The sequence below is a fragment of the Arthrobacter sp. zg-Y844 genome, from assembly GCF_024385465.1.
In the GTDB taxonomy this organism is placed as follows: domain Bacteria; phylum Actinomycetota; class Actinomycetes; order Actinomycetales; family Micrococcaceae; genus Arthrobacter_B.
Genome location: NZ_JANFLS010000002.1, coordinates 486,483 through 502,770 on the forward strand (window position 1 = coordinate 486,483; position 16,288 = coordinate 502,770).

A 16,288-nucleotide genomic window follows, 5' to 3' on the forward strand; every position below is an offset into this window, starting at 1 on the left:
TCTAGGCGGCAGTTTCGGCGGTAGTGCCTAGTGCCCGGCCTCGTGCCAGCTGATCCCCTCGCCGACGGAGACATCCAGCGGAACGGACAGGTCCGCCGCGGAACCCATCTGCTCCCGCACCAGCTTCTCCACCGCGTCCCGCTCCCCGGCGGCGACTTCGAGGACCAGTTCATCATGGACCTGCAGCAGCATCCGGGATTTCAGCCCCTGCGCCTTCAGCTCGCTGTCCACGCCGAGCATGGCCTTCTTGATGATGTCCGCCGCGGATCCCTGGATGGGGGCATTGAGTGCGGCCCGTTCGGCCATTTCGCGGAGCTGCCGGTTGTCGCTGGACAGGTCCGGCAGGTAACGGCGGCGGCCCTCGATGGTGGAGGTGAAGCCGTCCTTGCGGGCCTGCTCGACGACGCCGCGCAGGTAGTCACGCACGGCACCGAACCGCTCGAAGTAGTCACGGATCAGGGTCCGGGCCTCGTCCACCGGGATGGCCAGCTGCTTGGACAGGCCGAAGGAGCTCAGGCCGTAGACCAGTCCGTAGGACATCGCCTTGACCTTGGACCGCATGGCGCTGGTGACCTCTTCGGGGGCCACGTTGAACACGTGGGACCCGACGAACCGGTGCAGGTCCTCGCCCGCCTGGAAAGCGGCGATCAGCCCTTCGTCGCCGGAGAGGTGGGCCATGATCCGCATTTCGATCTGCGAGTAGTCCGCGGTGAGCAGCGAATCGTAGCCTTCGCCGACCACGAAGACCTCGCGGATGCGGCGGCCCTCTTCGGATCGGATCGGGATGTTCTGCAGGTTCGGGTTCACTGAGGACAGCCGTCCGGTGGCGGCCACTGTCTGGGCGTAAGTGGTATGGATGCGGCCGTCGTCGGCAACGGACTTCCGCAGGCCCTCGACGGTGGAGCGCAGCTTGGACGCGTCGCGGAAGGCGAGCAGCTGCTCCAGGAACGGATGTCCGGTCTTCACGATCAGGTCCGTCAGCGCATCGGCGTCGGTGGAGTACCCGGTCTTGATCTTCTTGGTCTTCGGCAGGCCGAGTTCGTCGAAGAGGACGGCCTGCAGCTGCTTCGGGGAGCCGAGGTTGATCTCCTTGCCGATGATCCGGAAGGCTTCCTCGCTCGCGCGGGTGATGGTGGCGCTGAAATCGTCCAGCAGCCGGTCCAGCTTCTCCGAGGACACCGCAATGCCGGCGAGTTCCATTTCCGCGAGGACCTCGGACAGCGGCAGTTCCAGTCCGCCGAGGAGCTGGTTGGCGCCGCGCTCCACGAGCTGGCCGGCGAAGTGCTCGCTCAGCCGCAGGGCGGCAAACGCCTTGGACACGGCGGGTGTTGCCGCGTCTTCGTCCCCGAGGGACAGTTCCAGCTGGTTGCTGGCGGCCGCCGCGGGCACAATGTTCATCTTCAGGTGGTACTGCGCCAGGTCCGCCAGCTCATAGCTGCGGCGGTCCGGCTGGATCAGGTAGCCGGAGATGGCGGTGTCATCGACCTCGCCGGCCAGGTGGAGGCCGCGGGCAGCCAGTGCCTTGTAAGCCTCCTTGAAATCGTGGACCACCTTGGGCGCGTCAAGGTCTGCCAGCCAGTCCGCCAGCACCTGCTCGGCGGCGCTGTCGAGCTCGGTGAGCGGCACGTAGGCGGCCGATGCGTCCGTCACCAGGGCAATGCCGACGACGTCGCGTGCCCCGGCGGCACCCTCCGTCACCAACTGCACGGCAGTGCGGGCCTGGTTGGCGGCACGGAACCAGCTGTCCAGTTCCCCGGCATCGGTGATGATGCTGTGTTCAGGGGCGGGCACTTCGGCGTGCGCGGCGGCCTCGCCCTCATCTTCCCCGTAGACGTCGAAGAGCCGCTTGCGCAGCGCGTTGAACTGAAGGGCGTCAAAGAGTTCCTCAATGGCCTCCCGGTCCGGCCGCTGGGCGGCCATGGCCTCGAGGTCCACCGGCAGGTCCAGGTCCCGCAGGAGGCGGTTCAGGCGCCGGTTCCGCTTGACGTCCTCGATGTTCTCGCGCAGGGAATCGCCGACCTTGCCCTTGATGGAGTCCAGGTTCTCGAGGATGCCCTCCAGCCCGCCGTAAAGCTTGATCCACTTCGCAGCGGTCTTGGGACCCACACCCGGGACGCCGGGCAGGTTGTCCGCGCTCTCGCCCACCAGGGCAGCGAGGTCTGAGTACTTGTCCGGGGGAACCAGGTATTTTGCTTCCACGGCTGCGGCGTCCATGCGCGGCAGGTCGGAAACACCCTTCTTGGGGTAGAACACCGTGACGTGGTCATCCACCAGCTGGAAGGCATCCCGGTCCCCCGAGACAACCATGACGTCCCAGTTGAGGGCGGACGCCTTCTCGGCCAGCGTCGCAAGGATGTCGTCCGCTTCGTAGCCGTCCATGGACAGTGTGGGAATGCGCATGGCTTCCATGACCTTGATGATCAGGTCGATCTGCCCGTGGAACTCCTCGGGCGTCTTGTTCCGGCCGCCCTTGTATTCGGTGTATTCCTCAGACCGGAACGTAGGCGTGTCCAGGTCGAAGGCCACGGCCACGTGAGTGGGCTTCTCCTCCTTGATCAGGTTGATCAGCATGGAGGTGAAACCGTAGACGGCATTGGTGTGCTGGCCGGTGTCGGTGGAGAAGTTCTCGGCCGGGAGCGCGTAGAAGGCCCGGAATGCCATGGAGTGTCCGTCAATCACCAGCAGCCGGTTGTGTCCCCCGGCGTTCACGGTTCCCAGGGAAACGGGCGCTGCACCCGGGGTGCCCGGGGTTTCGACGGCGGTCCCGCCGTTATCAACGCTGCTTTTGCCGTCGTCTCCCGTGTTGCCGTTAATGTCGCCGTTAATGTTGCTGCTAAGGGGGGTCGTAGCCAGTTTGGTAGATTCACTCACAAATGCAAGCCTAGTTGCCATGAGCGAGATTTTCACGCCGGGCCCTTCCGGCCATCAGGCGGACACCAACCCCTACAAGCAGGAACTTATCGACGCCGGTGTCCCGGAAGAGATGCATGACTGGCTGTCCGCGCACGGCGTGGGCCGGCTGGTGGCGAAGATGGGCATCCGTTTCCTCGAGATGTCGGCGGACCGGCTGGTGGCCACCATGCCGGTGGAGGGCAACGAACAGGTGGCAGGCATCCTCCACGGCGGCGCGCACCTGGTCCTCGCCGAGACCCTCGGCTCCTTCGGAGCCGGTATCCATGCCGGACCCGGGCGGCACGCCGTGGGAATAGAAATCGGAGCCACGCACCACCGGTCCGCGTCCTCAGGGCTGGTCACCGGAACGGCCACGGCCGTGCACCTGGGCAACACCCTCACCACGCACGAAGTGGTTATGACCGACGAGGACGGCCGCAGGCTCTCCACGGCACGCATCACGAACATGATCCGGGAGTCCCGCTAGGGCTCCTGCCCGGCGTGGATCCCGTAACACAGCCGTACGCTGCCGTCGGCGGACGGCCGGGCGCTGAGCAGCAGCGCCGGCCGTTCCGCGGCGAGGGGCAGCAGCGGCCGGCCACTGCCGAGCAGGACCGGATGCACCACCAGGCGCAGTTCGTCCAGCAGTCCGTGGTGCAGGTACTGGCCCGCCAGATCCACACCCCGCAGCCAGACGTCCCCGCCGTTGGCCGAGTCCGCGATGTCCGCCGCGAACTCCTCCACCGGACCGCGGACAAACATGATGTCCGCTCCGGCGACGGCGGGAAACTCGTGATGTGTGTAGACCCAGACAGGCCCGGGCGGACAGTCCCACGCGTCGGCGCCGCCCTCCCCTACCTGCCGCTGCAGCCGGCCGTAGGTCCCCGCCCCCATCACCACGGCACCGGCGTTCGCCGGTGATTCGGCCACCCGGAACCGGTGGTCCTCCGGCGGGCCGGCGTCGTCGTCGGCGGTGAATCCGTCAAGGGAAACCGAGGCGTAGTACACAGTCCGCACCATGCCGCCATGGTAGCCAGCCGGCGGCCGGACGGGTATGGGCTGCGCCACAGTCGGCGTCGCCCGCGGAATAGGTTGGCGGGGTACCGGGTTGCGCCTATGAACCCACACTGCCGCTGTCAGCGCTGCCTATGCAGGCGCGGGCAGCGGCAATCGATAGGAAGAGTTACTTAGTGAACCTGTTTTCCCCGATGACCGCCGGCAGCCTTGAACTGTCCAACCGCCTCGTGATGGCACCGCTGACCCGCCAGCGGGCCGGACGCGACGGCATCCCGGGCCCGATGATGGTTGAGCACTACAGCCAGCGCGCCTCGCTCGGCCTGATCGTCAGCGAAGGAACGTATCCCAGCCGTGAAGGGCAGGGATTCCCCGGACAGCCCGGGCTCGTGGACCCCGAGCAGCTGGCAGGCTGGCGCCGGGTCACCGACGCCGTGCATGAAGCCGGCGGCCGGATTGTCGCGCAGGTCATGCACGCCGGCCGGGTGACCCATCCGAACATCAACGGCGGCGTGGACCCCGTAGCCCCGAGTGCCGTGGGCATGGACGGCATGTCCCACACCTATGACGGCAAGCAGGCGTACACAGTGCCGCGTGCACTGGAAACCGAAGAACTGGCGTCTGTGACCGCGGACTTCGTGCGCGGGTCCAGGGCAGCGGTGGACGCCGGGTTCGACGGCGTGGAGCTGCACGGAGCGAACGGTTACCTCCTGCATGAATTCCTCTCCCCGACGGCGAACCAGCGCACGGACAACTACGGCGGAAGCCCCGAAAACCGTGCACGGTTCGTCATTGAAACCCTTTCCGCCGTGGCGGCCGAAATCGGCGCCGACCGGGTTGGCCTGCGCATTTCGCCCGAACACAATGTGCAGGGCTGCCTGGAGATGGACCCGGAGGATGTGCTTGCCACGTACGGCGTCCTGCTGGATGCCGTAGCACCGCTCGGCCTCGCGTACCTGAGCATCCTGCACCGTGATCCCGCCGGCGAGCTGGTCCAGGCCCTCCGCACCCGCTTCGGCGGCAAGGTGCTGCTCAACACGGGCTTCGGCCCCCTCACCACCCGCGAGGAAGCCCTGGCCATGATGGACGACGGACTGGGCGACGCCGTCGTTGTCGGCCGTCCGGCCATCGCCAACCCGGACCTCGCGCGCCGCTGGCAGGAAGACCTGCCGCTGAACACCCCGGACGCAACGACGTTCTACTCCTTCGGACCCGAGGGCTACACGGATTACCCGTTCTACGCCCCGGACCCGGCGTTGCAGAACTAGGCACCACCAACGTAAAAGGCCCGCAGGATCAAATGATCCTGCGGGCCTTTTAGTGTTTCTGAAAGCCTAGCCGTGCAGCGCCGGGACAATCAGGTAAATCCCGAACAGTACCGCTGCGGCGCTAAGTGCGAAGCAGGTGAACGCTCCGGCCTTTGCCAGGGCGACGCGGTTGCGCGGGGTGGAACCGGTCTCAGCATCGAGCGAGACCGCGTACAGGCGAACCCCGAACGAATAGATGCAGACCACGGTCAGTGCGGCGAGAAGCGTGACGCCGAAGACCGTCAGGTAGTCCATCCAGTGGATGTTCATTTGGAACCTTCCTTGACCTTGACCCCGGCAGCGGTGCTTCCGCTCTTACCGGAGTTGTTGTTCTTGCCGGTGCTGCCGTTCTTGCCCTTGCGGTTGTTCTTGCCGCGGCGCTTCTTGATGCGGACTACTTCGCCGGCATTTTCAATGTCGCTGACGGCGTTGTCGTGGTTCACCGGGCTGCGGCGGGACCACAGGAAGATGCCCAGGATGGTGAGGGTGCCGAGGATGGAGATTGCAACCACACCTGCAGTGCCGATGGACGCGATGAGCGCCGCAATGGCACCCATGACGGCGGCAGCGGGAAGCGTGAGGAGCCAGCCGGCACCGACCTTCCCTGCGGTGCCCCAGCGGACCTCGGCGCCCTTGCGGCCCAGGCCTGAACCGATGACGGAGCCGGAGGCGACCTGGGTGGTGGACAGTGCGAAGCCCAGGTGGGACGAGGCCAGGATGGCAGCGGCCGTACTGGTTTCGGCAGCAAAGCCCTGTGCCGGCTTGACCTCGGTCAGGCCGGTTCCCATGGTGCGGATGATGCGCCAGCCGCCGGCGTAGGTTCCGGCGGCAATGGCAATGGCACAGGCTGCAACGACCCAGGGGGCGGGGCCGGTGCCGGAGGTCTGCAGGCCGCCGGCAACCAGGACAAGGGTGATCACACCCATCGTCTTCTGGGCGTCGTTGGTGCCGTGGGCCAGGGCGACCAGGGAGGAGGAGAAGATCTGGGCGTAGCGGAAGCCGCCGCGCTTGCGGGGCAGCTTGTTGCCCGAATCGGGATCATGCCGGCGGGTGATCCGGTACGCCAGCTTGGTGGCGAGATAAGCCACGAACAGGGCGATGCACGGAGCGATCAGCGCAGGCAGGACAACCTTGGACATCAGCACGGAGTAATCCACCGAACCGAATCCGGCGCCGACAATCGCGGCACCGATCAGCCCGCCGAACAGGGCGTGGGAGGAACTGCTCGGCAGTCCCCGCAGCCAGGTGATCAGGTTCCAGATGACGGCGCCCATCAGGCCGGCGAAGATCATGACGGGGGTAATCTGGATCCCGCCCTCACCTTCCTTGATGAGTCCGCCGGAGATGGTTTTGGCTACCTCCGTGGAGAGGAAGGCACCTACCAGGTTGAGCACGGCCGCCAGGGCGACGGCCGTTTTGGGCTTGATGGCACCGGTTGCGATGGGGGTAGCCATCGCATTGGCGGTGTCATGAAAACCGTTGGTGAAGTCGAAGAATAGTGCTAGCGCGATCACCAGCGCGACCATGAGGGTGAGGTCCACCGCATACCCTAACTAAAGACGAGTGAAAGAATCCGCGCAGCGGGACATAGCTCGGCACGTGTTTGGCTGCCGACGCCCGCTTTACGCCAGATTGATCGTATGCGCTTGGACAGGCGCGTACCAAAGCGGCAGATGTGCCCTTGGTCTCGCTGATGGGCGGCCCGGTCAGATCCTGAGGCCGGTGTGCGGTTCCCGTCCTCCGAGTTCCACGTCGATCACGGTGTCCGGCGCCGGGAGGACCACGGTCCGGGTGTGGGTGGTCCGGGCATCCGGTTCAATGACGCTAAGGACATACTCACCGGATCCGGGCAGGGGCAGCTCGTAGTTCCCCCTGCCGTCTGAACGGGCCGAGGCTGCTACCTCTCCGCCCGGCCGGACCAGGATCACGAGTGCATCAGCGACGGCGCGGCCGGCATGCCGGATCCGTCCCGTGAGGGCCAGCGGCCGGCGGAAATGGAGGTCGTGATGTACCGCCGCACCCCGGATGGCCAGCACTTCCGAAACCGGCAGCCAGCTGGCCTGGCTCGCAACCATGACGTATTGTCCCTCGCCGGGAAGCAGGACGGCATAGCCGCCGTCCTGGTCCGTGCGGTCCCAGTCCACCGGACTGCCACCGCTGTCCAGCACAGTGACGGTGCCCCGGCCCACCGGCCTGCCGTCAGCGGCCGACAGCAGCCGTCCGCTGACCATGATCTCCCGCTTTTCCTCCGGTTGCGGCTGCCGTTGTCCGCCGTCGGCGTGCAGGTCCGGGTGCGTGGCCTCGTGCCGGCGGGACCGGGGAATCAGGCAGGCGACGCCGGCGGCGGCCAGTGCCGCCAGACCGGCCAACACGAAAATGGTCCGGAACGCGTCCAGTCCGGGGAAGCTGCTGCCGCCGATGGTTATTGTCAGCGAGGCCAGGATAGTGGCCACTGCTGCGCTGCAGGTGGAGGTGCCTACGGACCGGAGCAGGGTGTTCAGGCCGTTGGCTGCCGCTGTGTCGGTGAGCGGGACGTTGCTCATGATGATGGTGGGCATGGCGGCCATGGAGATTGCCGTGCCGATGGACACGATCACGGCCCCGGTGATGATTTGAGGAACCGTGTGCACGAAGAGGATGCGTGCCAGATACCCCGCAGCCATAACGGTGCAGCCGGTCACCAGCGTGACCTTGGCTCCGTACGTGTTGGTGATGCGCGCCGAGACCGGGGAAGCCGCCACCATGGCCAGCCCCGACGGGATCATGGTGAGGCCGGCCGCGAGCACGCTCAGCCCGAAGCCATAGCCGGTCTCCTTCGAGAGCTGCAGCTGCTGCGTGGTGACCAGCATGTTCGCGTACATGGAAAAGCCCACCAGGACGGCTCCGATGTTGGTGAGCAGGACCGGGCGGAGGGCGGATGTCCGCAGGTCCACCAGGGGCTGTCCGTTGCGCAGCTCCGCCGGAAACCACAGTGCGAAGCAGACGGCGGCGGCGGCAAAAAGGCCCAGGATCGGGTAACTGGTCCAGCCCCAGACCCCGCCCTTGGTAATGGCCAGCAATACGGCGGTCATGGCGGCCGACAGCAGCAGGGCCCCGACGTAGTCAAACGGTGCCGGGTTGCGGACCTTCGACTCCGGAACAAAGACGACGACGGCGGCAATCACCAACGCGCCAATCACTCCCACCACCCAAAAGGTGCCCTGCCAGCCCAACCGTGCATAGACCAGCCCGGCAAGCGGCAGCCCCAGGGCGCTGCCGATGCCGAAGCTGGCACTCATCAGCGCAACGGCGCCGGCGATCTTCTTCTGCGGCAGGGTTTCCCGCAGGATGCTGATCCCCACCGGTATCACCGCACCGGCAAGGCCCTGCAGCCCGCGGCCGACCAGGGCCCACGTGAAGGTCCCGCCGATGGAGGCCGTGAAAGCGCCGGCAACCATCAGGGCCATGGCCACCAGCAGCATCCGGCGTTTGCCGTACATGTCCGCGAGCCGGGAGACGATGGGGGTTGCCACCGCTGCGGAGAGCAGCGTGACGGTGACCAGCCAGGACACGTCGTCGGAGGTGACTCCGAAGATCCGGGGGTATTCCGGCAGCAGCGGAACCACCGCGGTTTTTTCGAGCGAGACCACTATGCCGCCGCAGCCCAGCGTGGCAATGACCAGCCAGTCCGGGAACGTCCGCGCGCCCTTGCGTGCTGCTGGCCGTTCAGTCATGCGGTTCCTTCGGCTTCAGCTCGGCGGCCGCCCTAGCCCCGCGAGATGGGAACCTTGGTTGACGATGGTCCAACCTCGGGGACCGGCACACGCACCTCCAGCACGCCGTCGTTGTAGGTAGCCGTGACATTGTCCTGGCTGGCTCCGGACGGCAGTGCTATTTCGCGGGTGAATGACCCGTAACGGAACTCGGAACGGTAGCCGTGCCGTCCCTTGTGCTCCGTCTTTTCCTTCCGTTCCCCCTTGATATGCAGGACCCCGTCGCTCACCGTGACGTCCAGGTCCTGTTCCGGATTGATGTTGGGCAGTTCGGCCCGGATCACCATGGCCGAGCCGTCCTGGTATTCCTCGACGGGGAAGGCAGGGACCTCCCAGTCCCCCTCGAAGAATTTACGGACCTGGTCCGGCAGTTCAAAACGCTCGCGCCGTGCAAGGGAAGCCATGGATATCTCCTTCTCGATTGCCCGGTCCGGCGGCGTTGGAGCGCGGGAGCCGGGCAGGAATAAGCGGTCCGGCAAGGGTACGTCCGGCACGGGCCGGCCCTCAATGAAAGACCAGGAAAAAGCGCTGCCGGACACTGCCTTTACCGCCGTTTTGGGCCCCGGGCCGTGTAAACCGCACCAAACCTAGCACCGGGTATTTGCCGCGCGTAGAGTTTTTCCTGCGCGCAGCCTTGGGGGGACCCACCGCCGTTCACTACGGCCTGCTGCCGGTTGGCATATTGTCGATGAGAGGCTTCCAAAATGGTGCAGAAAAATCCTGATTCGCTTTCCGTCAATCCGCTTTTTGCCCGGCCGGGCGAGGAGACTGCCGCTCCGAAATTCCGGCTGAATGATGGTGAAATGCTGCCGGAAACGGCATACCAGATTGTCCATGACGAAACCATGCTGGACGGCAACGCACGCCTGAACCTGGCGACGTTTGTCAGCACCTGGATGGACGACCACGCGAACCGGCTCTACAGCGAGACGTTCGACAAGAACATGATCGACAAGGACGAATACCCGCAGACTGCGCAGATTGAGCAGAACTGCTGGCGGATCCTCGCCGATCTGTGGCATTCCCCCTCCCCGGAGAACTCCATCGGCACCTCGACGGTCGGTTCCTCCGAAGCCTGCATGCTGGGCGGATTGGCGTTCAAACGGCTTTGGCAGCATCGGCGCCGCAGCGAGGGAAAGCCTACTGATAAGCCGAACCTGGTGATGAGTTCCGCGGTCCAGGTGTGCTGGGAGAAGTTCTGCAACTACTTCGACGTCGAGCCGCGGCTGGTGCCCATCAGTGAAGAGCACAAATGCCTGGACGGCTTCGAGTTGGAGAACTATGTCGATGAAAACACCATCGGCGTCGTCGCCATCATGGGCGTGACCTACACCGGCATGTATGAGCCGGTAAAGCAGATCGCGGCCAAGCTGGACGAGATCCAGGCCTCCACCGGCCTCGACATTCCCATCCACGTGGACGGGGCGTCCGGCGCCATGATCGCGCCGTTCATCCAACAGGACCTGGAGTGGGACTTCCGGCTGGAACGGGTCCACTCGATCAGCACTTCCGGCCATAAATACGGCCTGGTCTATCCGGGGCTCGGCTGGGTGGTCTGGCGGGAACGGCAGTGGCTTCCGGAGGACCTGATTTTCTACGTGAGCTACCTCGGCGGCGATATGCCGACCTTTGCCCTGAACTTCTCGCGCCCCGGTGCACAGGTGGTCCTGCAGTTTTACTTGTTCCTGCGCCTGGGCCGCGACGGCTATGCACGGATCCAGCAGGCCTCGCAGGACGTTGCGCTGCACCTGTCCGGCGCGATCGCTGAGCTGGGCCCCTTCGAACTGTGGAACGACGGCTCCGACATCCCGGTGTTCGCCTGGCGGCTGAAAGATGGATACACGGACAAGTGGAACCTGTATGACCTGGCGGAGCGGCTCCGCACCAGGGGGTGGCTCGTGCCCGCCTATCCCCTGCCGGACAACCTCTCGAACCTGACGGTGGAACGGATTGTGGTCCGCAACGGGCTGAGTATGGACCTGGCAGAGAAACTGCTGGCGGATATCCGACGGGAAACCACGTACCTGGATCAGCTGAGTGCCCCGATGCCTCGCGAGGCGGAGCGTCCCGGATTCCATCACTAATCGAGGAGGTGGCCTAAATGAGCGATTCGAAGGCAGCAAATTCCCCCGCAGCGGATCAGCAGCGGGCGAAATCGAAGCAGAATGCCCAGATCACCATCGGCGCCCTGGCGGTGATGAACATTGTGGCCGTGGTCAGCCTCCGCGGGCTTCCGTCGGAGGCCGAGTACGGCCTGAGCTCGATTTTCTACTATGTCCTGGCCGCCGTCGTCTTCCTGATTCCGGTCTCCCTCGTGGCCGCGGAGCTGGCCACTGGATGGCCGGAGACGGGCGGCGTCTTCCGATGGGTCGGCGAGGCGTTCGGGCCGCGGTGGGCCTTCCTGGCCATGTTCATGCTCTTCATCGAGGTGACCATCTGGTTCCCCACCGTGCTGACGTTCGGCGCTGTGTCACTGGCCTACACCGGGGACAACCAGAACCTTGACGCGCAACTCGCAGGAAACAAGCTCTTCGTCCTCGCGGTGGTCCTGGTGGTCTACTGGCTGGCCACGTTCATTGCCTTCCGCGGTGCGAAGGCCTTCTCCCGGGTAAGCCAGTGGGGCGGCATCATCGGAACCATCATTCCGGCGGCCATCTTGATCGTCCTTGGCTTCTCCTATTTCTTTGCCGGTAACACCCCGCAGATCCAGCTGGGCTGGGGCGAACTCATTCCCGACTTCGGCAACTTCTCCAACGTGGTGCTCGCGGCGTCGATTTTCCTTTTCTACGCCGGCATGGAAATGAACGCGATCCACGTCAAAGAGGTCAAGAACCCCACCCGCGACTACCCGATCGCCGTGCTGACCGCGGCGGCAGGGACCGTCATCATCTTCGTGCTGGGAACCCTGGCCATCGCGTTCGTGGTGCCCCAGGCCGATATCAACCTCACCCAGAGCCTGTTGACCTCCTACAACGACATGTTTGAATGGGCCGGCATTGGCTGGGCTGGACCCATAGTCGCGTTTATGCTGCTGATCGGCGTCCTCGCCGGCGTAGTGACCTGGGTGGCAGGTCCGTCAATGGGCATGCTTGCCGTGGCGAAGGCAGGTTACCTCCCCCGCTTCTGGCAGCACACCAACAAGAATGGAATGGGCACCCACATCCTGTTCTTCCAGGCCTTTATGGTCACCGGCCTGGGACTGACCTACGTAGTGCTGCCCTCGGTTCAGGCCGCCTACCAGATCCTGAGCCAGCTGACGGTGATCCTGTACCTCATCATGTACATGCTGATGTTCGCTGCCGCGATTTACCTGCGCTACAGCCAGCCGAACCGTCCGCGGCCCTACCGGGTGCCCGGAGGCGACGTCGGCATGTGGATTATCGGCGGCGTGGGTTTCCTCGGTTCACTGATGGCTTTCGCCTTCAGCTTCATCCCGCCCGACCAGATTTCCGTAGGATCCCCGGAAGTCTACGTGGGCATCCTTGTGGGCGGGGCTGTGGTGATGGTCATCCTGCCGTTCCTTATTTATGCCTTCCGCAAGCCGCACTGGCGGGACCGGACCAGCGAGTTCGTTCCGTTCACGTGGCAGATTGAGCATTCGCATCCCGGGACGGTCTCGGAGTCCAGTGTTTCCACCCAACAGTTGACCAGGGAAGCGGAATCCTCCGGTTCGCCGGTGATGTTCTCGCACGACGACGGCGGCGGGCACGGCGGGAGCACGGCGGTATGACACTCGATGACACCGCAATTGAATCGGCGGTCCGGACGGCGTACGCAGACCACCGAAACGACTCCGGGGGCAGGAACGCCAGCTACATCCCGTACCTGGCGTCCGTGAACCCGGACCTCTTCGGGATTTGCGTGATGACCGCGGACGGAGCGTTGTTCGAAGCCGGTGACACAGGCTTCGAATTTGCCCTGGAATCCATTTCCAAGGTGTTCTCCATGGCGTGGGCCATGGAACAGGTGGGGCTGGAAACCTTCCAGGAAAAGGTCGGTGCGGATCCTACCGGGGAGCCGTTCAACTCGGTGATTTCCGTTGCGCTGCACGGTGACACACCGGTTTCGCCCTTGGTCAATGCCGGAGCCATGTCCACGGTTTCCCTGATTCCCGGCGACAACGCCGAGGATCGGTGGGAGGCGATCCTGCAGGTCCAGAGCGCATTTGCCGGCCGGAGAATCACGCTGAGTGACGAGGTGAATAACTCCGAGCAGTCCACCAACTTCCACAACCGGGCGATTGCCTGGCTGCTGTACTCGGGCGGCACCATGTATTCGGATCCGATGGAAGCGTGTGATGTGTATACCCGGCAGTGCTCCACCCTCGTCACCGCCCGTGACCTGGCGGCCATGGGAGCCACCATCGCCAACAAGGGAATCAATCCCTTGAGCGGGGACCGGGTGGTGCAGGCTGCCAACATCCCGGCCATGCTGGCCGAGATGACCATGGAAGGGATGTATACCGCCTCCGGTGACTGGGCCTACCGCGTGGGACTGCCGGGAAAGTCCGGCGTGGGCGGGGGCATCCTGGCCATCATGCCCGGCAAGCTGGCGATTGCCGGGTTTGCGCCGCCGCTGGACGAGGTGGGCAACAGCGTCAAGGCACAGCGTGCGGTGGCCCAGGTTGCCGCGGCGCTGGGCCTGAGTATCTACAAGGCCACCGAGTACAGCGACTAGCCCAGGTCCCGGCCTATCCGGTCTGCGGCGGCGCGCAGCGGCGGAAGCACGGTCTCCTCCACGCGTTCGGCGCTGTGCAGCTGCAGCGACACGTTGGCGGCCGCGACCACTGTGCCGTCGCCGCTGCGGACCGGAACGGCCACGCCCCGCAGGCCGTCCTCCAACTCATCAGCCACCCGTGACCAGCCCCGCTCGCCGGTCTCCCGAACGGACGCCCTCAGCTCCTGGATGGTGCGGACGGTGCGCGCGGTGTAAGGCATCAGTTCCACGGTGCTGAAATAGGCTTCCTGCTCCGCCTCGGGCAGGGACGCCAGCAGCACCCTGCCCATCGAAGTGGCCCAGGCCGGGAACCGGGTCCCGACGTTGACCGCCACCCGCACCAGCCGGGGGGAAGTGATCCGCGAAACATAGACGACGTCGGTCCCGTCCAGGATGCAGAGCGACGTTGTCTCGCCCAGGTCAACGGAGAGCTGCTTCAGGTGCGGCTCGGCGGCGTGCGGCAGGGAAAGATGCGCCAGGAACGAGGACCCGATGTCCAGGGTCCTCGGCGCCAGCCGGAAAGTGGTTCCGTCAAAGCCCAGGTAGCCGAGGTCCCGGAGGGTGAGGAGGAACCGGCGCGACGCAGCCCGGCTGATGCCTGCCGCCGCGGCTGCGGAGCTGACCGTGTGTTCGGGCACGTTCAGCGTGAAGGCGCCCAGCACGGCGAAGGCCTTCTCAACCGATTTCACGTAATAGCCGTCTGCGCCCTCCACTTAACGCGCTTTCGGTTCCCCGCGGGAAGCCAGGTACTGGGAGGCCAGCCGAACGGGTGCATTGGGTGCACCGTAACCTTCGTACCCGCCCCGCCGCTCCACCACTTCGAAGAACACGTTGCCCACGGTGCCCGTGTAGAAGTGCAGGAATTCGCCGTCGCCGTCGCGGTCATAGAGCAGGTTCAGCCCCTGCAGTTCCGCCAGGAACCCCGGATCAAGCCGGAAGCGGGCTGCCAGGTCCTCATAGTAATTGGCCGGCACCGGGAGGAACCGAAGCCCCCTTTCGGCCGCCTGGCGGGCGGTGGCGACCAGATCGGTGGAGGTGAAAGCGACGTGCTGGGGGTACTCCGCGCCGCCGGGCCCGGATTCCACGATCAACGGAGCAATGTTCAACGCCAGCCGCACCCCGCCGTCGGCGCTGCGCATCACCTGGCTGCGGACCAGGCCCATGGGACTGGGGACTTCCTGCGAGGCAATAGGGGTCAGCGAAAGCGTGGACTCGTAGAAGAGCACCGCTTCGTCGAAGTGCTGCCACGGCTGGGACAGGTTGATGTGGTCAATGGCCGAAATCAGCGGCTGCGGCGGTTGCCCGGCGGTTTCCCCGGGGCCGGGCGTCGCCGCGGGTCCGAACTCGTCCGCCCACGCGGCAGTGCCGTCGGCGTTGGCTTCGCAGAGGAAGACCTCCGTGGAATCCGGGGCAAACACGGCCTGGAGCACCTGCTCATCCGCCTGGCTGCGCCGGCTCACCGGCCGGGCCCGCAGCTGCACCGCGCGGGAAGCTGCGGCCTGCGGGTCCTGCACGTCCAGCCCGAGTGCGGAAATGCCCGGTTCCATCCCGCCGGCCTGCTGCCCGTTGATGATCACCCGCGCCGTGCCGGAGGTCCACAGCTGCACGGGTTTGGTCCGGTGCCGCCCGGCGAAGGTGAAGCCCAGCTGGTGCAGGAGCGCGGAGACCGTGTCCGGGTTCCCGGCCTTGACCTCGGCGAAGTTGAACCCGGTGGGCTCGGCCACGCTCGGCAGGGTCGCGAGGGACATCGGATAGTGCGCACTGCCGTCGTGCTGCAAGAGGTACGACGCCGTGCGCTCCTCCAGCCAGATAAGGGACCGCATCGCGTCCACCGCGGTGCGGTCCTCGGCGGTCTGCCGGAACACGTCGTTGAAGATCTCCAGGGACACCGGTCCGTCATAGCCGCTGCGGACCAGATGGGCCATGAACCGCACCAGGTCGAACGCGCCCTCACCGGGGAAGACCCGGTAGTGCCGGCTCCAGGAGAGGACGTCGAGGGATAGTTCGGGCGCGTCGGCGAGCTGGACGAAGAAGATTTTCTCCGCCGGGATTTTTTCGATCGCGGCCGGGTCCCAGCCGCGGGAGAGGATGTGGAAGCTGTCCAGGCAGGTGCCGATCTGCGGGTGGTCGGCCAGGTCCACTATGCGCTGGGCATGCTCGAAGTCATTTACGTAGCGTCCCCAGGCGAGTGCTTCGTAGGCGACCTTTACCCCGTAGCCGGCCGCCAGTTCACCCAGCCGGCGCAGCTGGTCCGCCGCCGCGGCGTCGTCGTCGATGGTCGCCGTGCCCACGTTGCTGCACAGCAGCATGGTTTCGATCCCGAGGCGGTTCATCAGTTCGAACTTTGCCCGGGCGCGGTCCAGGTTGGCTTCGAGCAGGGGGTCCTCGACGCCTTCAAAGTCCCGGAACGGCTGGTACAGGTCCAGGGTCAGTCCCAGGTGGGCCGCCAGGGCGCGGATCTGCTCCGGGCTGGACGGAGAGACCAGAAGGTCCGGTTCGAAGATTTCGACGCCGTCGAAGCCTGCATCGGCGCAGGCCCGCATTTTCTCTTCGAGCGTCCCGCTCAGGCAGACGGTGGCAATTGACGTGCGCATGGTGCTCCGGTCC

General features: G+C 65.5%; 13 protein-coding genes. 5 read left to right on the forward strand and 8 right to left on the reverse strand.

Features of this window, described 5'->3' with window-relative positions; translation table 11 throughout:
- Positions 1 to 27: 27 nt before the first annotated feature.
- Complete coding sequence (gene polA, locus NNX35_RS09065) at positions 28 to 2,871, reverse strand: DNA polymerase I (RefSeq protein WP_370647005.1); 2,844 nt, start codon at positions 2,869 to 2,871, stop codon at positions 28 to 30.
- A gap of 19 nt (positions 2,872 to 2,890) precedes the next feature.
- On the opposite strand from polA, the gene NNX35_RS09070 reads away from it, so the two are divergent.
- A complete protein-coding gene (locus NNX35_RS09070) occupies positions 2,891 to 3,379 on the forward strand; it encodes a PaaI family thioesterase (protein ID WP_255863032.1) in 489 nt (162 codons plus the stop codon).
- Here the strand turns inward: NNX35_RS09070 and NNX35_RS09075 are convergent.
- On the reverse strand, positions 3,376 to 3,912 hold the full coding sequence (locus NNX35_RS09075) for a dihydrofolate reductase family protein (protein WP_255766142.1): 537 nt from the start codon (positions 3,910 to 3,912) through the stop codon (positions 3,376 to 3,378). The two genes, NNX35_RS09070 and NNX35_RS09075, sit on opposite strands and share 4 nt — an antisense overlap.
- A 128-nt stretch (positions 3,913 to 4,040) precedes the next feature.
- Here NNX35_RS09075 and NNX35_RS09080 point away from each other — a divergent pair, with 128 nt between their 5' ends.
- The gene (locus NNX35_RS09080; protein WP_255867557.1) at positions 4,041 to 5,174 is read left to right on the forward strand and encodes an alkene reductase; all 1,134 of its coding nucleotides are present in this window, start codon (positions 4,041 to 4,043) and stop codon (positions 5,172 to 5,174) included.
- Between the two features lie 66 nt (positions 5,175 to 5,240).
- On the opposite strand, the gene NNX35_RS09085 is transcribed toward NNX35_RS09080, so the two are convergent.
- From NNX35_RS09085 to NNX35_RS09100, 4 genes are all read right to left on the reverse strand, one after another.
- Complete coding sequence (locus NNX35_RS09085) at positions 5,241 to 5,483, reverse strand: hypothetical protein (protein ID WP_257794955.1); 243 nt, start codon at positions 5,481 to 5,483, stop codon at positions 5,241 to 5,243.
- Positions 5,480 to 6,754 carry an inorganic phosphate transporter gene (locus NNX35_RS09090; protein ID WP_255867558.1) on the reverse strand — a complete coding sequence of 425 codons (1,275 nt, stop codon included), beginning with the start codon at positions 6,752 to 6,754 and terminating at the stop codon, positions 5,480 to 5,482. Before NNX35_RS09090 ends, NNX35_RS09085 begins: the two co-directional genes overlap by 4 nt.
- Before the next feature lie 165 nt (positions 6,755 to 6,919).
- Positions 6,920 to 8,926, reverse strand: a complete 2,007-nt coding sequence (locus NNX35_RS09095) for an MFS transporter (protein ID WP_255863035.1) — start codon at positions 8,924 to 8,926, stop codon at positions 6,920 to 6,922.
- A 32-nt stretch (positions 8,927 to 8,958) separates the two neighbouring features.
- Entirely contained in the window at positions 8,959 to 9,369 is a 411-nt protein-coding gene (locus NNX35_RS09100; protein WP_227921809.1) for an Hsp20/alpha crystallin family protein, read from the reverse strand.
- 300 nt (positions 9,370 to 9,669) lie between these two features.
- Here NNX35_RS09100 and NNX35_RS09105 point away from each other — a divergent pair, with 300 nt between their 5' ends.
- The 3 genes from NNX35_RS09105 to glsA are packed head-to-tail and all read left to right on the forward strand — an operon-like array spanning position 9,670 to position 13,642.
- Positions 9,670 to 11,049 (forward strand): glutamate decarboxylase, encoded by a 1,380-nt coding sequence (locus NNX35_RS09105; protein ID WP_255766138.1) that lies wholly within the window; start codon positions 9,670 to 9,672, stop codon positions 11,047 to 11,049.
- A 17-nt stretch (positions 11,050 to 11,066) separates the two neighbouring features.
- Positions 11,067 to 12,695, forward strand: a complete 1,629-nt coding sequence (gene gadC, locus NNX35_RS09110; RefSeq protein WP_255766137.1) for a putative glutamine/gamma-aminobutyrate antiporter GadC — start codon at positions 11,067 to 11,069, stop codon at positions 12,693 to 12,695.
- Entirely contained in the window at positions 12,692 to 13,642 is a 951-nt protein-coding gene (gene glsA / locus NNX35_RS09115) for a glutaminase A (RefSeq protein WP_255867559.1), read from the forward strand. Before gadC ends, glsA begins: the two co-directional genes overlap by 4 nt.
- Here the strand turns inward: glsA and NNX35_RS09120 are convergent.
- Positions 13,639 to 14,394: an IclR family transcriptional regulator C-terminal domain-containing protein gene (locus NNX35_RS09120; protein WP_255766135.1), complete on the reverse strand. Its 756-nt coding sequence runs from the start codon at positions 14,392 to 14,394 to the stop codon at positions 13,639 to 13,641. The genes glsA and NNX35_RS09120 overlap by 4 nt on opposite strands.
- On the reverse strand, positions 14,395 to 16,275 hold the full coding sequence (locus NNX35_RS09125; protein WP_255867560.1) for a bifunctional sugar phosphate isomerase/epimerase/4-hydroxyphenylpyruvate dioxygenase family protein: 1,881 nt from the start codon (positions 16,273 to 16,275) through the stop codon (positions 14,395 to 14,397).
- Positions 16,276 to 16,288: the final 13 nt, after the last annotated feature.